The following is an 18,671-nucleotide window of genomic DNA, read 5'->3' as shown; positions in this document are numbered from 1 at the left end:
CGGGTCTGGGTTACCTGCCGGAGGCCACGGAGGCCAGGGACGCCTCGCCCGGATCCGCGCCGGGGCGGGACGGCTCCAGGACCAGCCGGAGGTGTTCGAGCCCCCGGAACGCCGGCACCGGGCCCTTGAGCCACGCCCTGCCGGTCTCCTGCGGGTCCGCGAGCTCCATGTCCGGGAACTCCCGCAGCAGGGTGGCGAGCGCGATCTCGAGTTCGAGCCGCGCCAGGGGAGCCCCCAGGCAGTAGTGGGTCCCGTGCCCGAAGCCCAGGTGGGTGCCCTGGAGTCCCTCGCGCGTCACGTCCAGCTCGTCGGGGAGGTCGAACTTCCCGGGGTCCCGGTTGGCCGCGGAGATCGCGATCTGCACGAGGGAGCCCTCGGGGATCGGCGTGCCCCGGATCTCGGCGTCCCGCGCCGCGTACCGGAAGGTCGACGTCTCCACCGACCCCTCGAAGCGCAGCATCTCCTCGACCGCCCGCGGCACGAGCGCGGGGTCCTCGCGCAGCAACGCCGCCTGACCGGGGTGGAGCAGCAGGTTGAGGACGGAATTGCCGATCTGGTAGGCGGTGGTCTTGTGGCCGGCGAAGAACAGCACCCACAGCGACGCGACCAGCTCGGGGTCGTCCAGCTGTTCCTCCCCCTGCAGGAGGTCGCTGAGGAAGGAGTCCGACGGGTGTGCGCGCGTGTCCGCGATGAGCCGCTCCAGCCGGTGCTGCAGGCGCTCCTCGGCCGCCTTCAGCTCGGCCTTCCTGCTGGGGTCGAACCGCGAGCGGGTCACGACCGCGAACTGCTCCAGGATCTCCGGGCGGTCCTCCTGCGGAATGCCCATCAGTTCGCACAGGACCGCGACGGGCAGCGGGAACGCGAACGAGGCCATGAGGTCGACCGTGCCCGCCTCCCGGCACTCGTGGAGGATGTCCTCGGCGATCTCGGTGATCCGCGGGCGCATCTGCTCCACCCGGCGGGGGGTGAAGGCGCTGCGCAGGACGCGGCGCAGCCGCGTGTGCCGGGGCGGGTCCGAGAAGAGCACGTTGTCGTCGAGCGCGTCGAAGAAGCTGCCGTACACGGCGTGGTAGGTGTCGATGGCGCCGTGCATGTTCTTGCTGAAGCGGGGGTCCGACAGCGCTTCGCGGGCGTCGTCGTGACGGGTGATGAGGTACGTCTCGATCCCGTGGGGAGGGGTCAGCCGGCACACGGGGGCCTGCTCGCGCAGGGCGGCGTACATCGGGTGGGGGCACTGCCGGTACTCGGGCGCGCCCCGGGACACGGCCGACACGATGTCGTGCAGCTCTCCGCCGCCGTCCGGTGCCGCATCCTGCTGCGCCATGGTCCGTACCCTCCGTCGCGCTCGCCTGCTGGGGACAACACCGGTTCCCCGTGCGGATGCGTCGCGAAACGGCGCCCTCCCGATCGGGTGAGCCGGGGGCGGCGGGGGGCGGGGCGGGTCCGGGTGCGCGTCCGGGTGCGCGTCCGGCCGCCCGTCAGCCGATCGGCGGTCGCCCGTCCGGGCCGAGTGTGTGGCGGGCCGGGCGGCCCGGGGAAGGGCTGCAGGTGCCCCAGCCAGCCCGTCACAAGGAGCCCCGCGCATGGCCCGCAGTCTCGCCCTGGCCCTCACCGCAGCCGCCTCGCTCACCCTGGGGGCCGTGACCGCTCCCCTCGCCGCCGCGGACACGGGCACCGGCCGGGCCGGGGCCGACCTGGCCCGCACGTACGCGGCGACCGCCAGGTATCAGGTGCACGCCAACGCCGTGGCGGACGGCTACAAGCCCGACCAGTACTGCGTCGTCGACAAGGCGGGCACGGGCGCGCTCGGTTACCCGCACTTCAACCACAAGTACGACAACTCGCTCGACCCGGCCAAGCCCGCCGCGCTGTTCTACGAGGACGACGGGCGCGGCGGCAAACGGCTCGTCGCGGTCCAGTGGCTGCTCTACGACCGCGACCAGAAGCTGACGACGGACGACGACCGCCCCACGATGTTCGGCACCGCCTTCAAGGGCCCCAAGCCGGGCAACTTCCCGGGTCAGCCGGTGCACTACGCCCTGCACCTGTGGCTCTGGAAGAAGAACCCCGGCGGCCTGTTCGAGACCTTCAACCGGGCGGTGACCTGCCTGCCCGGCACCACCCGCCCCAAGCCGTCGCTCTGATGCCGCCCGGGGAGCCGCGCGGGCCCGTGACCCGGCGCGGCCTGCTCGCCGCTGGCGGGATCGTCTTCAGCGGGGCGCTCGGCGCGCTGTTCGCCGGCGCCGGCTCCCGGGCCGCCGCCCGGGCCCCGCGGACTCCCCGCACCGGCCACGGGTACGGGCCGCTCGTGGCCGATCCGCGCGGGCTGCTCGACCTGCCCGCCGGGTTCACGTACCAGGTGCTCTCGCGGGCCGGCGAGCCGCTGCGCTCCGGCGAGGGGCCCGTGCCCGCCAACTGCGACGGCATGGCCGCCTTCGAGGCCGGCGGCGGCCGCGTGCGTCTCGTACGCAACCACGAGAACCGCACCACCGCGGCGCTGCGCGTCCCCGCCGTCCCGGGACTGACCTACGACCCCCAGGCCCTCGGCGGCTGCACCGCCCTGGAACTGGACGCCGCCGGGCAGGTCTCGGGCGAGCGCGTCGCCCTCGCCGGCACCGCCGTCAACTGCGCGGGCGGCCGTACGCCCTGGAACACCTGGCTGAGCTGCGAGGAGACCGAGGACCGCGCGGGCACCTCCGGCTACACGCGCGACCACGGCTACGTCTTCGAGGTGGACCCGGCCGACCCGTACCGCTCGGGCGCGGTCCCGCTCACCGCGATGGGCCGCTTCGCGCACGAGGCCGTCGCCGTGGACCCCTACCGCGGGGTCGTGTACGAGACCGAGGACGCCTTCGTCCGGCCGTTCGGGCTGTTCTACCGGTTCCTGCCCGAGCGGCCGCTGGGCGGGCTCGGCTCGCTGCGGGCCGGGGGCCGGCTGGAGGCGATGCGGGTGCCGGGGCTCGCGGACCTGGCGGTGGTGGACGAGCCCGGGGCGGTGTTCCCGGTGGAGTGGGTGCCCGTACCCGACCCATCGGCGGCCGGGACGCCGATCCGGCTCCAGGACTTCGGGCCGGGCGGGATCACCCACGCGCAGAAGCTGGAGGGCTGCTACTGGGGCGACGGCGGGGTGCACTTCGTGTCCAGCTTCGCCCGCAGCGGCGAGGGCGCGCCCGCGGACCATCACGGGCAGGTGTGGTTCCACGACCCCCGGCGCTCCACCATCCGCCTGGACGTGCGTTTCGGGGCGGCTTCGGACATCGCGCTGCCCGGGGACTCCCCCGACAACATCTGCCTGGCACCGGACGGCGGACTGATGGTGTGCGAGGACGGCGGCGGCGCGCAGTACGTCTTCGGCGTGACGGAGGGCGGGGAGGTCTATCCGATGGCCCGCAACGCCCAGGACGTCGGAGGGCCGGGGGCCCCGGAGTGGGGGGAGTTCGCCGGGGTCACCTTCTCCCCCGACGGCCGGACGATGTACGTGAACGCCTACGCGCCGGGGACCACGTTCGCGGTGACGGGGCCCTGGCACTGATCTCGCGCTCCCGTCCGGTCTGCCGGAGGATCGGACGGAACCGACGGGATTGGGGTGGTCAGCGATGGCCGGGAAGCAGGACGAGAAGCGGAAAGCGGCGAAGCCCGGGAAGCGGCGGGAGAAGCGGGCGCAGGACGCCGCACCCGGGAAGGACCCGAAGGGCGCGAAGCCCCGGAAGGACGCGAAGGGCGCGAAGGACCCGAAGCCCGGGAAGGGCACGAAGGACCCGAAACCCGGGAAGGACGCGAAACCCGGGAAGGGCGCGAAGCGCGGGAGGCCCGCGAAGCGCCCCGGGGCCGACGGCTCCGGGGCCCGGCCGCTGCGGGAGCTGCTGCGCGTGACCCCGGGCGAACGGCCGGACCTCGGCAGCCTCGACCCGTCCTCGACCCCCGGCGGCCCCGCCGGGAAGGCGGCCGGCGCGGAGGCCACCGCCGCGCTGGCGCAGCCGCTCGGCGCGCTCCAGGAACGGCTCTACGCGGCGAGCACCGCCGGTGACCGCCGCCGGCTGCTCCTGGTCCTCCAGGGCATGGACACCAGCGGCAAGGGCGGCACCCTCAAGCACGTGATCGGCCTGTTCAACCCCTCCGGCTGCCGGATCAAGGCCTTCAAGGCGCCCACCGCGGAGGAGCTGGAGCACCCCTTCCTCTGGCGGATCAAGCGGGAGCTCCCCCGGCCGGGCGAGATCGGCATCTTCGACCGGTCCCACTACGAGGACGTGCTCATCGCCCGGGTCCGCGCGCTGGTGCCGCCCCACCGGGTGCGCACCCGGTACGCCCAGATCAACCGGTTCGAGAAGGCCCTCGCGGACGACGGCGTGACCGTGGTGAAGGTCTTCCTCCACATCGGCTACGAGGAGCAGCGGACCCGGCTCCTGCAGCGGCTGGACGACCCGGACAAGCACTGGAAGTTCAACGTGGGCGACATCGAGGAGCGGGGCGCGTGGCCCGCGTACCAGGAGGCGTACGAGGTGGCGCTGGAGCGCTGTTCCACCGACGCGGCGCCCTGGTACGTGGTGCCGGCGAACCGCAAGTGGTACCGCAACTGGGCCATCAGCACGCTGCTGCGGGAGCACCTGGAGGAGATCGATCCGCAGTATCCGAAGGGGGACTTCGATGTCGAGGAGTGCCGCAGGAGGCTGCTGGAGGGGTGAGTTCCGCCCGACCGCCTGTCGTTCATTCTTCTCATCAGTTAGTCATATAGTTTGCGTGCGTGACCAATTCCGTACGAAAAGTAGCTGCCGCAGCCGCCACGGCGGTGCTCGGCGCCGCCCTCGCGGGGTGCGGGGGCGGCGCCGGCGCGCCGGACGCCGGCCGCGAGGCCCGTATGGGCACCCCCGCAGCCTCGGCGAGCGCCGCCGCCTCCGCCGCCGCCTCCGGACCTCCCGCCGCGTCCCCGCAGGCCGGTGCCCCCGCCAAGCCCCCGACCATGGCGCCGGGCCCGAACGGTCTGACCCCGGTCTTCGAACGGGCGAAGCAGCAGACGGACAAGACCGTGGCGCTGACCTTCGACGCCGACATGACCTCCGACCAGGGGCCGCGTGCCGCGGACGGGGAACACTTCGACAACCCCGCGCTGATCTCGGCCCTGCGCACCCTCAAGGTGCCCTCGACCATCTTCATGACGGGCCGCTGGGCCGAGGAGTACCCGGACCAGGCCAAGTCGATCGGCACCGACCCCAACTTCGAGATCGCGAACCACTCGTACAGCCACCACGCCTTCAAGTCCCCCTGCTACGGGCTGCCCGCGCTCGACGCCGCGGCCGCCCGCGCCGACGTGGACCGGGCCTTCGCCGCCTTCCGGCAGGCGGGCGCGGTCAACACCGTCCCGTACTTCCGCTTCCCCGGCGGCTGCTACGACGACCAGGCACTGCGGGCCCTGTCCACGGCCAAGGTCACGGCCGTCCAGTGGGACGTGGTCAGCGGCGACGCCTTCGCGAAGGACCCGGACGCGGTGGCCGAGCAGGTGCTCTCCGGGGTGAAGCCGGGCTCCGTGGTGGTCATGCACTGCACCCGCAGCGCCGCCCCGGTCACCGAGGAGGCCGTCCGGAAGATCGTCCCCGAACTGCGCAAGCGCGGCTACCGGTTCGTGAAGGTCTCCGAGCTGATCGGCAGGTAGCCCGGCCCGCGCGGCGCGGCGGTCAGGGCGAGGTGCGGGTGACCGGGATCCACAGCTGCGCCCGGGAGCACGCCGGGTCGTCCTGCGACGGGCGGGTGCGCAGGATCTCCGGGCCCGGACGGTACTCGTACGGGTTGGACGGGATCCACCGGGCGGCGACGTCGCCCCACATCTCCTGCAACGCCTGCGGGAACGGCCCGGTGTTCTCGAAGACGGCCCAGGTCCCGGCCGGGCAGTCGAGCACGTCCAGGTCCCCGGGCGGCTCGGCCGCACCGGTGATCACGGCGTGGTAGTAGTCCAGCTCGCCGCCCTCCTCGAAGCCGTCGGACAGGCGCACGGTCGCCGACACCACCCCGTCCGGGTCCTGGTCCGAGAGGGCGGCGATGCGCAGCATCGTCTCCGGGGGAATGCTGCGCACGTGCTCGGCGATGTGCTGGTTGACGCCCCGGTACACGAGGGGGACGCGGGCCTTCCTGCCGACGACCCGGAATGCTTCCTTCTCCACGATGCGGTACCGCATGGTGCTGTTCCCTTCGACGGTGAGGCGGAAGGACAGCCGGGGCTGCGAGATCAGAGCCGCGCCGGACCGCCTGGCCTCGCCGGGACCGACGCCGTGCACGGCGCGGAACGCCCGGGCGAAGGCCTCCCCCGAGGTGTAGCCGTAGCGGACGGCGATCTCCAGCAGGGTCGGTTCCCCCGCCAGCACCTCCGCCCCCGCGACGGTCAGCCGCCGGCGCCGGACGTACTCCGACAGCGGCATCCCCGCCAGTGACGAGAACAGCCGGCGGAAGTGGTACTCCGACGTGAGGGTGATCCCGGCCAGCACGGACACCTCGATCTGCCCGTCGAGGTGGTCCTCGATGTGCTCCATGGCCTGATTCAGCCGATCCAGCAACCCCGGCCTCCTTCCTTTTCCACCACCGACGGTAGGCAGGACCGGGGCCGGCGCACCCGACATCCTGTGCCCTCTCCGGTCGGGTGGTCCGGCGCACACGGCTCAGCCGGAGCAGGCGGTGCGCTGGGCCTCCTGCCACTCGCACACCGGACACAGCACCACGCCCGGGGTGGCGACCCCGTACTCGGTGGGCTTCCCGCACTCCAGGCAGTCCGCGTACGGCGGTCCCGGCACCCGGCCGGCCGGGGCGGCGGGCGCGGCGCAATAGGGCGGGGTCTCCTGCGTCTCGGGCCCCTGCGTCTCGGGCCCCTGCGTCTCGGGCTCCTGCGGCTGGTCCATGCGTCGAGCCTACCGGCGGGCGGCTCGCGGACAATCACTGCAGGAGCACTGGTAGGAAACTTTCCTTCCTGTTAGTGTCCCGGGCGGCGCCCCGCGCCAGTGTCCCGCTCTCGCCACCCCTCAAGGCAGGGAGTTCCAGGTATGCGACCGAACCGCCTGAACACCTCCGCTCACCCCCCACGGTTACGCCCCGGACCTCGCACCCTCCTCCTGACCACCCTCGCCGGCCTCGCCGCGCTCACCCTCGTCGGCGGGCTGCTCCTCGCGTGGCCCGGACGGGCCGGGGCCGCCGCCGACCCCCTCATATCCCGCGGCAGGCCCGCCACCGCGTCCTCGGCCGAGTCCTCCTCGCTCGGGGCGAAGAACGCCTTCGACGGCGACCCGGCGACCCGCTGGGCCAGCGCCGAGGGCAAGGACCCGCAGTGGCTCCGGGTCGATCTCGGCGCCGGCGCCACCGTCTCGCGGGTACGGCTCACCTGGGAGGCCGCCTACGCCCGGGCGTACCGCGTCGAGGTCTCCGCCGACGGCGCCGCCTGGACCACGCTCGCCAGCGAGAGCGCCGGCAACGGTGGCGTCGACGACTGGACCGGCCTGTCCGGCAAGGGCCGCTACCTGCGCGTCCAGGGCACCGCGCGCGGCACCTCGTACGGCTACTCGCTCTTCGAGGCCGAGGTGTACGGCACCGCCGGGGACGGGCCGCCGCCGGGCGGCTCCTTCACGGTCGTCGCCGCCGGTGACATCGCCGCGCAGTGCACGGCCTCCGACAGCGGCTGCGCGCACCCGAAGACGGCCGCGCTCGCCCAGCGGATCGACCCGAAGTTCTATCTGACGATGGGCGACAACCAGTACGACGACGCCCGGCTCTCCGACTACCGCGCCTACTACGACAAGAGCTGGGGCGCCTTCAAGGCCAAGACCCGCCCGGTCCCCGGCAACCACGAGACGTACGACCCGGCCGGCCCGCTCGCCGGGTACAAGTCGTACTTCGGCGCCATCGCCTACCCGCAGGGCAAGAGCTACTACAGCTTCGACGAGGGCAACTGGCACTTCGTCGCCCTCGACTCCAACTCCTTCGACCAGGCCGCCCAGATCAACTGGCTGAAGGCCGATCTCGCCGCCAACACCAGGCCGTGCGTCGCCGCCTACTGGCACCACCCGCTGTACTCGTCCGGCGGGCACGGCAACGACCCCGTCTCCAAGCCGGTGTGGAAGATCCTCTACGCCGCCCGGGCCGACCTGGTCCTGAACGGGCACGACCACCACTACGAGCGGTTCGCCCCGCAGGACCCCGAGGGCCGGGCGACCGCCGACGGGATCGTGGAGATCGTCGGCGGGATGGGCGGTGCCGAGCCCTATCCGATCGAGGAGGTCCAGCCCAACAGCCAGAAGCGGATCAGCGGACCGTACGGCGTGGTGAAGCTGGACTTCACCGACTCCGGCTACGGGTGGACCTACGTGGCCACCGACGGCCAGGTCAAGGACACCAGCCCCAAGTACAGCTGCCACTGATGTACCTGGCCGCCAACGGCCGCCCGGACGCGCCGCCCCGCCTCCCAGGGGTCCGGCGGCGCGTCCCCGCCGCCGTCCTCGCGCTCGGCACGGTCAGCCTCGTCACCGACATCTCCTCCGAGATGGTCACGGCCGTACTGCCGCTCTACCTCGTCCTGGGCCTGGGCCTGACGCCCCTCCAGTTCGGCTTCCTGGACGGGATGTTCAACGGAGCCACCGCCCTCGTCCGGCTGCTCGGCGGCCGGCTCGCCGACCGGCGCGGCCACCACAAGCGGGTCGCCGGCGCCGGCTACCTGCTCTCCGCGCTCTCCCGGCTCGGACTGCTCCTCGCCGGGGGCAGCGCGGGCGGGATCGCCGCCGCGCTCGCCGCCGACCGGCTGGGCAAGGGCATCCGCACCGCCCCGCGCGACGCCCTGATCTCCCTCAGCGGGCCCCCGGAGAGCCTCGGCCGGTACTTCGGCGTGCACCGCGCGATGGACACCACGGGCGCGCTGCTCGGGCCGCTCGCCGCGTTCGCCGTGCTGTGGGCCACCGCCGACGCCTACGACGCGGTGTTCGCCGTCAGTTTCTGCACCGGCCTGCTCGGTGTGCTGCTGCTCGCCCTGTACGTCCCGGCGGCGCCCGGCCCCGCGGCCGCTCTCCCCGCCGCCGTCCCGGCCGGGCCCCGCCCGCCGCGCCCGCCCGTCCTGCGCGACCGCGCGTTCCGCCGCGTGCTCTGCGCCTCGGCCCTGCTCGGCGCCACCACCATCGGCGACGCCTTCCTCTACCTGCTGCTCCTGCGCGGACTGGACCTGCCGCCCGCCCTGTTCACCCTGCTGCCGCTCGGGGCCGCCGCCGTCTACCTGCTGCTCGCCGTCCCGCTGGGCCGGATCGCCGACCGGACCGGCCGCCGGACGGCCTTCCTGCTCGGGCACGGCGCCCTGCTCGGCGCGTACGCCCTGCTGCTCGCCCCCGTGTGCGCGCCGACCGTCGTGGGGGTGCTCGCCCTGCTGGGCGTCTTCTACGCCGCCACCGACGGGGTCCTGATGGCGCTCGCCGCTCCCGCGCTGCCCGCGGCCGGCCGGGCGGGCGGGCTCGCGGTGCTGCAGACCGGCCAGGCGCTGGCCCGGCTGCTGGGCGCCGCCGGGTTCGGGGCGGCGTGGACCCTCTGGGGGCAGCGGCCCGCCCTCTGGGCCGCTGCCCTCGCACTGGCGGGGGCCCTCGCGGCCGCCGCGCGCATCCTGCCCGCCGCTCCCCTGCCCAGCCCGGCCGCCCCGCCGATCCCGCCCGTCCCGGAGGCCCCGTGAACCCGCCGTCCCCCCGGCTGCGCCTCGCCCTCGTCGTCACCGCGGTCCTGCTGCTCGCGGGCGGCTCACTGGGCTACGTACTGCACGCCCGGCACCGCGAACGACCGCCCGGGCAGCAGGCGGACGCCTCCTTCACCGTCGAGGCGCCGGGCCTCTACTTCCGGGACACGGCGGGCGGGCGGATCGCCCGCCAGGACGGCCCGGGCCTGCCGCGGGTGACCGGCGGCCCGTCCTGCGACCGCTTCCACACCGCCGGGAGCCACGCCCTGTGCCTGCGGAAACTGCCCGGGGTCCCGGCCCGTACCGAGGCCCTCGTACTCGACCGGCGCCTGCGGGAGGTCCGCAAGGTGACGGTGCCCGGTATCCCGAACCGGGCCCGCGTCTCGCCCTCGGGCCAGGTCCTGTCCTGGACCACCTTCACCACGGGCGACTCCTACAACACCGCCGCGTTCTCGACCCGGACGGCGATCCTGGACCTGCGTACCGGCTATCTGGTCAAGTCGGTCGAGCAGATCCCGCTCACCCTCGGCGGGGCCCGCCACCACGACCCGGACGTCAACTACTGGGGCGTGACCTTCGCCGCCGACGACAACCGCTTCTACGCCACCGTCTCCACCCGGGGCGCCACCCACCTCGTCGAGGGCGATCTGCGCGCCTGGTCCGCGAAGGCGCTGCGGGAGAACGCCGAGTGCCCCTCGCTGTCGCCGGACGGCACCCGCGCCGCCTTCAAGAAGAAGGTCTCCGACGACCCCCGGGCCCCCTGGCGGCTGTACGTCCTCGACCTGGCGACCCTGCGCGAGCACCCCCTGGCCGAGCCGCGCAGCGTCGACGACCAGGCCGTGTGGCTGGACGACGCGACCCTGGCCTACGCCCTGCCGGGCCAGGACGGCCGCGCGGGCGACATCTGGTCGGCCCGGGCCGACGGCACGGGCGAGCCCGCCCTCCTCGTCCCGAACGGCTCCTCCCCTGTCCGGGTGGGCTGAGGGTGTTCTGCTGCCCGCGGGCAGCAGGACACCCTCGGTCATGACTCGCTTCAGACGACGGGGGTGTTCGGGAGGATCGAGAACCCGGGGCCGCAGGCCGCCACGAGGTTCGACGGCGCGAACGGCGTGTCACTGGTGGTGCACTGGGCCTCGTGGAGCACCCCGTTCTCGGCGAGCAGGGTGATGTAGAGGATGCCCGGGTTGGCCTCGGTCACCGAGAGCGCGCTGTCGGTGATGCACGACGGCGCGTTGGCGAGAAGGCCGAGGTTGATCCACACGCCCGCGTTGCGGCTGTCGTTGACGAACGAGTGGCCCTGCGCATCGGTCGCGACGCGGAAGACGACGGGGGTGTCGAAGTTGGTGTAGTCCGGAGCGGCGGAGCTGACATCGCGTGCACCGCACTTCTTGCCCTGCGCCGTCATGGAGCTGTTGGGGGACGCGGTGCTCCCCGGTGTGTCGGCGGCGACCGCGGACGGGACCATGAGCGCCCCGAGCAGTACCGCTCCCGATACGACCGACATGCCCCGCGCGGCCCAAGCCAGCTTCCTCATGTGCGTCCTTTCCTGGAGGGGAGGCCGTCCGTCGCATGCACGGAGCGGCCGCATCTACGGGAACGGACATTCCCGCCCACGAACGAGCGTTCACCGAAAGTCACATATCATCACTCCTCGGAGCCGCGAGAGGCCTCGGATGGGCCCACCGGCCCGGGTCGGAAGAGGCTAGCTGCGGCGGGCGGCGGTCAGGCAGGCCGTCGCACCCGCCGCGGCGGCCAGCAGGAGCGCGCCCGTCAGGGCCGCCAGCGGCAGCGACACCGTCCCCGAGCGGCCCGCCGCGACCAGGGCGGACACCGCGGCGCGGGCCGGGGAGACCGCGAGGACCAGGGCGAGCAGGGAGCCGAGGGCGGCCGCGACGATCCCGGGGCCCCGGCGTCGGACCAGGGGCCGGCTGCACAGGGCGCCCACGGCCGCGCCGGTGAGCGTGCAGGCCGCCACCGCGAGGGCCCCGGCGAGAGCGGCCGTGCCGAGGCCCTCGCCGGAGCGGTCACCGGTCAGCAGGGCCACGGCGGCGGCCGCGGCTCCGGCGAGCATCGCCCCGGTCGACGCGGTGAGCAGGGCCGCCGCATGCACGCGTACGGGACCTGCGGCGGCTGCCGTGCAGGCGCGGGCGGCGTCGGGTTCGACGGTCACGCAGATCCGGACCAGCCAGGCGGTGACCGGGACCAGACCGGCGGACACGAGACCGAGGGAGTCGGGCACCGGGTCGCCCGGCCGGATGCCGACGGCCACGAGGGCGGCGTAGGTGATCAGGGGCGCGAGCCAGCGCTGGGAGCGCAGCAGCAGGGCGCCGTGGTATCGGAGCAGAGCGGTCAAGGGAGTTCCTCCACGGCACGGACGTGCCAGGGCGGCCGGGCGGTGAGCAGGTCGCGCAGGACCGCGTCGGAGCGTGCTGCGTCCACGGTCAGCAGCACTCCGCCGCCGGGTGCCGGCGAAGCGCGGAGCTCGGGCGGCAGTGCCCGTCCGGGCGGGCCCACGGCGTGGATCCGCACCCGGGGCCCGGCCGCTGCCGACACCGGTACGAGCGCCCCGCCCGTGAGCCGGTGGTGGGCGTCGGCCACACCCGCGAGCCGCCGGGGGTCGTGGTCGACGAACACCACCGTGCCTCCGGCGGCGGTGCGTTCGAGGACGGCCCGGTCCAGCTCCGCTCGGGCGGACGCGTCGAGTCCGGTCCACGCCTCGTCGAGGACGAGCAGCCCCGGCTCGGCGAGCAGGGCCTGGGCGACGGCGACCTTCTGGCTGCTGCCCTTGGACAGCTCGGCCATCGGGGTGCGGGCGTACGCGGCGGCGCCGAACCGCTCCAGCCCGCCGGCCGCGCGGCGGACCGCCTCGGCGCGCGGGAGGCCGTGCACCCGGCCCAGGTGGGTCAGGTAGTCGGCGGGCGTGAGCGGCAGCGCCGCCGGGAAGCGTTCGGGCACGTAGCCGGTGTGCCGCGGGCGGCCCCCGACCTGCCCCTCGGTCGGGGCCTCGATCCCGGCGACGAGCCGCAGCAGGGTGGACTTGCCGCCGCCGTTGCCGCCTTCAACGCGGACGAGGGCGCCGCGCGGGAGTTCGAGCGTGATCCCGCGCAGCACCCAGGGGCCGCGCCGTCCGTAGCGGCGGCCCACATCGGTCAGGTTCAGTGCGCGGCCGCCGTCTCGGTGGCCTCGCTCGGGCGGACGATGACGAAGCCCTCGCCGCTCAGCTTCAGCTGGACGGCCTCCCCGGATCCGCCGCGGATCATCGAGCCGACCGACTGGGACCGGTGCAGGCCGGTCTCCAGCCGGGCGCTCCAGCCGACCACCGCGTCCGTGTCCACGTAGACCGGGGCCTGGGCGGTGACCGGGATGATGATCGGGTGGCCGTCGCAGACGACGGCGAGCTTGCCGGTCCCGGTGAAGAGGCTGTTGAAGAGGCCGCCGCCGGTCATGCCGGCGCCCTTCACCATCTTGATCTCGTAGGACAGGGTCGGGTCGAAGCACAGCACGTTGCGGCCGTTGACGGTGAGGGCGTCGCCCGGCTCGAAGTCGATGATGAAGCAGTTGTCCGCCCGGTGGGCGAACCAGGCCTCGCCCTGGCCGCGTACGGACATGAGCGCGAGGCCCTCGCCCGTCACGGCGCGCTTGAGCATGCCGCCTATCCCCTGCCCCTTGCGCTCGAACTGCAGGTTGCCGCGGAAGGCGACCATCGAGCCCTGCCGGGCCAGCATTTCGCCGTCGACCGCGTACTTCACGGACTTGGCGTTCTGCAGGGTCATACCGGGGGCGACGGCCGCCTGGGCCAGGTTCCCGGACGCAAAAAGATCACTCTTCATGGCTTCGATCCTCACCTGGGCCACCCACCCGGGGCATCCTCCTCAAGGCGGAGGCTGGCATCCTTGGCGGGATGAGCAGCCAGCACACGAACCACATCTCCGGCGTCCCCGCGGTCGGGGCGGACAGCCCCTTCCGGCAGGAGCACGTACTGCGCGACGAGGCACCGCAGTTCGTGCTGCCGCTGGTGGTGCGGATCGAGAAGGCCGAGCCGCCCGCCCGGACGGACGCCCTGGAGACGGCGGCCCGCGCGGTGCTGGTGCTGCTCACCGACGAGCGGGCGCGCGGCGAGGGCGAGTGGGCCCGGGCGGTCCGCGACTGGCAGGACGCGCGGATCCGCAAGGTGGTCCGGCGGGCGCGCGGGGCGGAGTGGCGCAAGGCGGAGACCCTGCCGGGCGTCACCGTGCAGGGGGACGCCGCACAGGTGCGGGTCTTCCCGCCGGTGCCCCTCGACGGCTGGCCCAAGGAACTCGCCAAGCTGCAGGTGTCGGGCACCGACCTGGACGACCCGGAGCCGGTCGCCGCGACCGCGGAGCCGGGGCTGCCGGTGCTGTGGCTCAACCCCGGCCTCGACATGTCGGCCGGCAAGGCCATGGCGCAGGCCGGGCACGCGGCGCAGCTGGCGTGGTGGGAGCTGACACGGGCGGAGCGGACCGCCTGGCAGGATTCCGGTTTCCGGCTGGCGGTACGGACGGCCCCGCGCGAGCGGTGGGCGGAGCTGGGCGGGAGCGGGCTCCCGGTGGTCCGGGACGCCGGATTCACCGAGATCGCGCCGGGCAGCGCGACGGTGGTCGCCGACCATCCCGCGCTGCGCGCCAGGCTCTGAGGGACCGGACCGGACCGGACCGGAGCGGACCGACCCGGCCCGGAGCGCCCGGAGGGCTTCGCCGTCCGGGCGGGAACCTCAAATGTTCCTCTGAACGTCCCCTCCTGCGATTGGCGCGACTCCGTCGGGGCCATGACATCGGCACACGGTACGAAGAGAGGGGGCGAGGGGACATGAAGCCCATGGCACACCTGGGGGTGGGCATCGGCTGGCGGCCGGAGATCGCGGACGCCGTCGAGCGGCTTTCCGGCCTGGACTGGGTCGAGGTGGTGGCCGAGAACGTATGCCCGGGCCACCTGCCCGAGTCCCTGCTGCGGCTGCGCGAGCGGGGCACCCGCGTCGTGCCGCACGGGGTCTCGCTCGGCCTCGGCGGCGCGGACCGCCCCGACCCGGCCAGGCTGGCGGCGCTCGGCGAGCGGGCGGTGGCGCTGGGGGCGCCGCTCGTCACCGAGCACATCGCGTTCGTACGTACCTCCTCGCCGGTGCTGGAGGCCGGGCACCTGCTGCCCGTGCCGCGCACCCGCGACGCGCTGGACGTGCTGTGCGAGAACGTGCGGATCGCGCAGGACTCCCTGCCGGTCCCGCTGGCGCTGGAGAACATCGCCGCGCTGTTCTCCTGGCCGGGCGAGGAGCTGACGGAAGGGCAGTTCCTCACGGAACTCGTCGAGCGGACCGGTGTCCGGCTGCTCATCGACGTGGCCAACCTGCACACCAACCGGATCAACCGGGGCGAGGACCCGGCCGCCGTGCTGGACGCGATCCCGCTGGAGGCGCTGGCGTACGTGCACGTGGCGGGCGGCGTCGAACGGGGCGGGGTCTGGCACGACACCCACGCGCACCCGGTCCCGCCCGTCGTCCTCGACCTGCTGGCCGAGCTGCGTTCCCGGGTGGAACCGGCGGGCGTCCTGCTGGAGCGGGACGACGACTTCCCGCCGGAGGCCGAGCTCGCGGGCGAGCTGGCCGCGATCCGCGCGGTGCTGACGGCCGGACCGGCCGCGCCTGCCGTGCCCGCAGCAGCGGCCGCGCCGTCCGCGCCCGTGGAGACGGTCCCCGCCGGGCCCGGGACCGGGCCGCGACCGGTCGAGGAGCCGGTCCGGACCCGGGTGGCGCTCGGTCAGGCCGCGCTGCTGTCGGCGCTGGTGGCCGGGACCCCCGTACCCGAGGGCTTCGACCGCCGGCGCATCCGCGTGCAGGCCCGGGCGCTGGCCGCCAAGCGGGCCGACGTGGTGGCGAAGGTGGCTCCCGAGCTGCCCGTGATCCTGGGCGGCCCGGACCCGTACCGCGAGGCCTTCCTCTCCTACGCCAAGAGCCGTCCGATGACTTCCGGATACCGCCGGGACGCGCTGGACTTCGCCGAGGACCTGCTGATCCGGGACCTGCCGGCCGATCCGGCCGCGCGGCGCCGGCTCACCACCTGGTGGCGGGACCGGGCCGGGGCCAGGCCGCCCCGCCGGATCGTGCGCTGGGCCCGGACGCTGGCGGGGAGAGCGGCATGAACCTCCTCGCCGTGGCGATCTGGATCGCCGTCGTCCTCTCCTCGCTGCTGCTGATGGTCGGGCTCCGCGGCGCCCGGTCCTCGTCCTCGGGATCCGCGCCCGCCCTGCACGACCTGTCCGAGGCCGCCTTCCTGGTGGGCGGGCCGGGCACCGTCGTGGACGCCGCGCTCGTCTCCATGCTCGGCGACGGCCGGCTGGTGGCCGGCGGTCCGGGCATCGTCCAGGTACGCCCCGGGGCGCGGGCCGTCGACCCCGCCGAGCGGGCCGTCCTCCAGGCTCACCAGAGGGCGCCTTCGGGATGGCTCTACCAGGTGCGCTACGGCGCCATGTGCGACCCGGCCGTGCAGGAGATCGGGGGCGCGCTGGCCGACCGCTGGCTGATCACCCCGCCCGGATCCGGGCTGCGCCGCCTGCGCCGCTGGGGAATCGTCCAGGCCGTCGTGTGCGCGCTGCTGCTGTTCCCGGTGTCGGTGGTGCTGACCGTCGTGGGGCTCGCCCTGGATTCCGGTTCCGGGGTTCCGTTCATCGCGAAGGTGGCGGTCGTCCTGGTGGGCGGCATCGTGGCCGGCCTGGTCTGCGCGGCCCGGGCCAGGAGCCGGGTCACCAGGGCCGGGGCGCGGGCGCTGCGCGCGATCCGTTCCGCCCACGTGAACGACCGGACCCCGCACGTGCAGACCGCGCTGTTCGGGCTCCGCGGTCTGCGGGACCCGTATCTGCGACAGCAGTTGGTGCCCGCCGTGCGCGGTACCCGGCTGGCGGCGGCCCAGTCGCGCACCCGCTCCCACGGCACGGACAGCTCCTCGCACTGGGCGGGGGCCGAGGTGCTGCCGATCGTCTGGTGCGCCGGAAGCGACGGCGGCGGCAGTGGCGGCTCCGGCTGCGGCGGTGGTTCGGGGTGTGGCTCCTCGGGAGGCGGTTCCGGCTGCGGCGGTTCTTCCGGTTCGGGCTGCGGCGGTTCTTCAGGCTCCAGCTGCGGCGGCTCGTCGAGCTCCAGCTGCGGCAGCTCGTCCAGCTGCGGCAGTTCGTCCAGCTCCAGCTGCGGCAGCAGCTCCTGACCGGCGGGCGTACGGCAACCGGGGGCGGAACCGGCGGCAACGGGGCCATCGGCGCCGACACCGGCCGGTGATCCTTTACAAGTACGCGGCCCCGGCCTCTCATCGGTTCATCGGATGAGAGGAAGGGGCCGCCATGCGGACGGAACTCGTGGGCCGGGCGGCCGCCCTGGCGGCGCTCTCCCTGCTCCTCTGCGTTCCGGCCCACGCCGCGCGGCCGGCCTCGCCCGGCCCCCTCGGCGGTACGGCCGCCGAGGCCGCCGGTGCCGCCCTGACCGCCCGCCGTGCCGCGGCCGCGGCCGCGCCCGCAGGCGGCGGACTCGCCTTCGGCCGCTGCCCCGACGCCGAGGACCTCCCCGCTCCGGTCCAGTGCGCCACCCTGCGGGTGCCGCTCGACTACGCCCGGCCCGACGGCCCCCGGATCTCCCTCACCGTCAGCCGGGCCGGCGCCACCGGCGCCCGCGGCGCCGTCCGCCAGGGCGCGCTCGTCCAGAACCCCGGCGGCCCCGGGGCCTCCGGCATGTACTTCCCGCTCCTCGCCGGCCTCCCCGGCTGGGAGCGGATCGCCGCCGCCTACGACCTCGTCGGCTACGCCCCGCGCGGCGTCGGCCGTTCCGCCCCTCTGTCCTGCCAGGACCCCGCCACCCGGGCCGCGGGACCCACCCAGGACCCGGCCCGGCCCTCCCCGGCGTACAAGAGGCAGCGCCTCGCGGCCGCCCGGGCCTACGCCCGCGGCTGCGCGCGCAGGGCCGGCGCGGCCCTGCCGTACTACACGACGCTCAACAACGCCCGGGATCTGGACGTCCTGCGGGCCGCGCTCGGCGAGCGGAAGCTGAACTTCATGGGCGCCTCGTACGGCACCTACCTGGGCGGCGTGTACGCCACCCTGCACCCGGGCCGGGTCCGCCGGATGGTCCTGGACTCGGCGGTCGATCCCGATCCGCGCCGCGTCTGGTACCGCAACAACCTCGACCAGTCGCCCGGCTTCGAGCGCCGCTGGTACGACTTCCGCGCCTGGGTGGCCCGGCACCACGCCACGTACGGACTCGGAGCCACCCCGGCGGCCGTGCAGGCGAGCTACGCGCGCGTCCGGGAGGCGGTGGCCCGTACTCCTGCGGGCGGGACCGTCGGCACGGGCGAACTGCGGGCCGCCTACCTCCAGGCCGCCTACTACGACGACGTGTGGCCGGACCGGGCGGCGGCCCTCGCGGCCTTCCTGCGCGGCGACCCGGCGCGGCTGACCGCTCTGGCCTCCCCCGACCCGGAAGCGGCGGCCGAGGCGGAGAACGCGACGGCGGTGTACACGGCGGTGCTGTGCAACGACTCCCCGTGGCCCGCCGACTGGGAGACCTGGGACCGCGACCACACCGAGCTGGCGCGCAGGGCTCCCTTCGAGACCTGGGCCAATGCCTTCCTGAACCTGCCGTGCGCCTCCTGGCCGGTGCGCGAGCGGCAGCGGCCGGTGGCGGTCGGGTCCCAGCCGGAGCTGCTGCCCCCGACGCTGGTGGTCGCGGCGGAACGGGACGGGGCGACCCCGTACGCGGGCGCGCTGGAACTCCAGCGGCGGCTCGGCGCGGCGGCTTCGCTGGTGACGGAGAAGGGGGCCGGCTCCCACGGAGTGGCCGGCGGACGCAACGGCTGCGTGGACCGTCACGTGGAGCGGTACCTGCTGACGGGGGCCACCCCGGGGTGGCGTGTCACATGTGCGCCGCATCCGGAGCCCGCACCGGTGTCGCTGGACGACCGGGCAGCGAGTACCCACAGGGCACTGCTGCCGCCAGTCGTCTGAACTT

Annotated in this window: 18 protein-coding genes; 11 read left to right on the top strand and 7 right to left on the bottom strand. The window is 74.5% G+C overall.

What is annotated here, in order from left to right:
* Nucleotides 1–10 precede the first annotated feature (10 nt).
* On the bottom strand, nucleotides 11–1,324 hold the full coding sequence (locus DEJ51_RS26245; RefSeq protein ID WP_150260065.1) for a cytochrome P450 family protein: 1,314 nt from the start codon (nucleotides 1,322–1,324) through the stop codon (nucleotides 11–13).
* 259 nt (nucleotides 1,325–1,583) lie between these two features.
* Here DEJ51_RS26245 and DEJ51_RS26240 point away from each other — a divergent pair, with 259 nt between their 5' ends.
* The 4 genes from DEJ51_RS26240 to DEJ51_RS26225 all read left to right on the top strand — a co-directional run bounded on the left by DEJ51_RS26240 (nucleotide 1,584) and on the right by DEJ51_RS26225 (nucleotide 5,647).
* Nucleotides 1,584–2,144 (top strand): hypothetical protein, encoded by a 561-nt coding sequence (locus tag DEJ51_RS26240; protein WP_150260064.1) that lies wholly within the window; start codon nucleotides 1,584–1,586, stop codon nucleotides 2,142–2,144.
* Complete coding sequence (locus DEJ51_RS26235; protein WP_150260063.1) at nucleotides 2,144–3,532, top strand: alkaline phosphatase PhoX; 1,389 nt, start codon at nucleotides 2,144–2,146, stop codon at nucleotides 3,530–3,532. The genes DEJ51_RS26240 and DEJ51_RS26235 overlap by 1 nt, the downstream gene beginning before the upstream one ends.
* A 64-nt stretch (nucleotides 3,533–3,596) precedes the next feature.
* Nucleotides 3,597–4,682, top strand: coding sequence for a PPK2 family polyphosphate kinase (locus tag DEJ51_RS26230; RefSeq protein ID WP_150260062.1), 1,086 nt, complete (start codon nucleotides 3,597–3,599; stop codon nucleotides 4,680–4,682).
* 59 nt (nucleotides 4,683–4,741) lie between these two features.
* The gene (locus DEJ51_RS26225; RefSeq protein WP_223835968.1) at nucleotides 4,742–5,647 is read left to right on the top strand and encodes a polysaccharide deacetylase family protein; all 906 of its coding nucleotides are present in this window, start codon (nucleotides 4,742–4,744) and stop codon (nucleotides 5,645–5,647) included.
* Nucleotides 5,648–5,669: 22 nt separating this feature from the next.
* Here the strand turns inward: DEJ51_RS26225 and DEJ51_RS26220 are convergent, their stop codons facing one another.
* Nucleotides 5,670–6,542, bottom strand: a complete 873-nt coding sequence (locus tag DEJ51_RS26220) for an AraC family transcriptional regulator (RefSeq protein ID WP_150260061.1) — start codon at nucleotides 6,540–6,542, stop codon at nucleotides 5,670–5,672.
* A gap of 102 nt (nucleotides 6,543–6,644) precedes the next feature.
* On the bottom strand, nucleotides 6,645–6,881 hold the full coding sequence (locus DEJ51_RS34655) for a hypothetical protein (protein ID WP_190620646.1): 237 nt from the start codon (nucleotides 6,879–6,881) through the stop codon (nucleotides 6,645–6,647).
* Between the two features lie 141 nt (nucleotides 6,882–7,022).
* Here DEJ51_RS34655 and DEJ51_RS26215 point away from each other — a divergent pair, with 141 nt between their 5' ends.
* The 3 genes from DEJ51_RS26215 to DEJ51_RS26205 are packed head-to-tail and all read left to right on the top strand — an operon-like array spanning nucleotide 7,023 to nucleotide 10,659.
* Nucleotides 7,023–8,390: a discoidin domain-containing protein gene (locus DEJ51_RS26215; protein ID WP_150260060.1), complete on the top strand. Its 1,368-nt coding sequence runs from the start codon at nucleotides 7,023–7,025 to the stop codon at nucleotides 8,388–8,390.
* Complete coding sequence (locus DEJ51_RS26210) at nucleotides 8,390–9,676, top strand: MFS transporter (protein WP_150260059.1); 1,287 nt, start codon at nucleotides 8,390–8,392, stop codon at nucleotides 9,674–9,676. The genes DEJ51_RS26215 and DEJ51_RS26210 overlap by 1 nt, the downstream gene beginning before the upstream one ends.
* Nucleotides 9,673–10,659 carry a hypothetical protein gene (locus tag DEJ51_RS26205; RefSeq protein WP_150260058.1) on the top strand — a complete coding sequence of 329 codons (987 nt, stop codon included), beginning with the start codon at nucleotides 9,673–9,675 and terminating at the stop codon, nucleotides 10,657–10,659. Before DEJ51_RS26210 ends, DEJ51_RS26205 begins: the two co-directional genes overlap by 4 nt.
* Nucleotides 10,660–10,709: 50 nt before the next feature.
* Here the strand turns inward: DEJ51_RS26205 and DEJ51_RS26200 are convergent, their stop codons facing one another.
* From DEJ51_RS26200 to DEJ51_RS26185, 4 genes are all read right to left on the bottom strand, one after another.
* Entirely contained in the window at nucleotides 10,710–11,210 is a 501-nt protein-coding gene (locus DEJ51_RS26200; RefSeq protein ID WP_150260057.1) for a hypothetical protein, read from the bottom strand.
* Between the two features lie 168 nt (nucleotides 11,211–11,378).
* Complete coding sequence (locus DEJ51_RS26195) at nucleotides 11,379–12,029, bottom strand: ABC transporter (RefSeq protein WP_150260056.1); 651 nt, start codon at nucleotides 12,027–12,029, stop codon at nucleotides 11,379–11,381.
* Nucleotides 12,026–12,835: an ATP-binding cassette domain-containing protein gene (locus tag DEJ51_RS26190; RefSeq protein WP_150262158.1), complete on the bottom strand. Its 810-nt coding sequence runs from the start codon at nucleotides 12,833–12,835 to the stop codon at nucleotides 12,026–12,028. Before DEJ51_RS26190 ends, DEJ51_RS26195 begins: the two co-directional genes overlap by 4 nt.
* On the bottom strand, nucleotides 12,832–13,506 hold the full coding sequence (locus DEJ51_RS26185; RefSeq protein ID WP_150260055.1) for an AIM24 family protein: 675 nt from the start codon (nucleotides 13,504–13,506) through the stop codon (nucleotides 12,832–12,834). Before DEJ51_RS26185 ends, DEJ51_RS26190 begins: the two co-directional genes overlap by 4 nt.
* Before the next feature lie 71 nt (nucleotides 13,507–13,577).
* On the opposite strand from DEJ51_RS26185, the gene DEJ51_RS26180 reads away from it, so the two are divergent.
* The 4 genes from DEJ51_RS26180 (at nucleotide 13,578) to DEJ51_RS26165 (ending at nucleotide 18,667) form a co-directional block, all read left to right on the top strand.
* Nucleotides 13,578–14,330, top strand: coding sequence for an aminoacyl-tRNA hydrolase (locus tag DEJ51_RS26180; RefSeq protein ID WP_150260054.1), 753 nt, complete (start codon nucleotides 13,578–13,580; stop codon nucleotides 14,328–14,330).
* Between the two features lie 173 nt (nucleotides 14,331–14,503).
* Nucleotides 14,504–15,826, top strand: a complete 1,323-nt coding sequence (locus DEJ51_RS26175; RefSeq protein WP_150260053.1) for a DUF692 domain-containing protein — start codon at nucleotides 14,504–14,506, stop codon at nucleotides 15,824–15,826.
* Nucleotides 15,823–16,881 (top strand): TIGR04222 domain-containing membrane protein, encoded by a 1,059-nt coding sequence (locus DEJ51_RS26170; protein WP_150260052.1) that lies wholly within the window; start codon nucleotides 15,823–15,825, stop codon nucleotides 16,879–16,881. The genes DEJ51_RS26175 and DEJ51_RS26170 overlap by 4 nt, the downstream gene beginning before the upstream one ends.
* 133 nt (nucleotides 16,882–17,014) lie before the next feature.
* A complete protein-coding gene (locus DEJ51_RS26165) occupies nucleotides 17,015–18,667 on the top strand; it encodes an alpha/beta hydrolase (RefSeq protein ID WP_150260051.1) in 1,653 nt (550 codons plus the stop codon).
* Nucleotides 18,668–18,671 lie beyond the last annotated feature (4 nt).

The organism is Streptomyces venezuelae, assembly GCF_008642275.1.
Lineage (GTDB): Bacteria > Actinomycetota > Actinomycetes > Streptomycetales > Streptomycetaceae > Streptomyces > Streptomyces venezuelae_E.
This window is presented reverse-complemented; position numbering and strand designations above follow the sequence as displayed.

Bases quoted from the DNA above. Each gene is read 5' to 3' on its own strand.
- DEJ51_RS26245 (WP_150260065.1), bottom strand. From the start codon at position 1,324: ATGGCGCAGCAGGATGCGGCACCGGACGGCGGCGGAGAGCTGCACGAC.
- DEJ51_RS26240 (WP_150260064.1), top strand. From the start codon at position 1,584: ATGGCCCGCAGTCTCGCCCTGGCCCTCACCGCAGCCGCCTCGCTCACC.
- DEJ51_RS26235 (WP_150260063.1), top strand. From the start codon at position 2,144: ATGCCGCCCGGGGAGCCGCGCGGGCCCGTGACCCGGCGCGGCCTGCTC.
- DEJ51_RS26230 (WP_150260062.1), top strand. From the start codon at position 3,597: ATGGCCGGGAAGCAGGACGAGAAGCGGAAAGCGGCGAAGCCCGGGAAG.
- DEJ51_RS34655 (WP_190620646.1), bottom strand. From the start codon at position 6,881: ATGGACCAGCCGCAGGAGCCCGAGACGCAGGGGCCCGAGACGCAGGGG.
- DEJ51_RS26215 (WP_150260060.1), top strand. From the start codon at position 7,023: ATGCGACCGAACCGCCTGAACACCTCCGCTCACCCCCCACGGTTACGC.
- DEJ51_RS26210 (WP_150260059.1), top strand. From the start codon at position 8,390: ATGTACCTGGCCGCCAACGGCCGCCCGGACGCGCCGCCCCGCCTCCCA.
- DEJ51_RS26200 (WP_150260057.1), bottom strand. From the start codon at position 11,210: ATGAGGAAGCTGGCTTGGGCCGCGCGGGGCATGTCGGTCGTATCGGGA.
- DEJ51_RS26185 (WP_150260055.1), bottom strand. From the start codon at position 13,506: ATGAAGAGTGATCTTTTTGCGTCCGGGAACCTGGCCCAGGCGGCCGTC.
- DEJ51_RS26180 (WP_150260054.1), top strand. From the start codon at position 13,578: ATGAGCAGCCAGCACACGAACCACATCTCCGGCGTCCCCGCGGTCGGG.
- DEJ51_RS26175 (WP_150260053.1), top strand. From the start codon at position 14,504: ATGAAGCCCATGGCACACCTGGGGGTGGGCATCGGCTGGCGGCCGGAG.
- DEJ51_RS26170 (WP_150260052.1), top strand. From the start codon at position 15,823: ATGAACCTCCTCGCCGTGGCGATCTGGATCGCCGTCGTCCTCTCCTCG.
- DEJ51_RS26165 (WP_150260051.1), top strand. From the start codon at position 17,015: ATGCGGACGGAACTCGTGGGCCGGGCGGCCGCCCTGGCGGCGCTCTCC.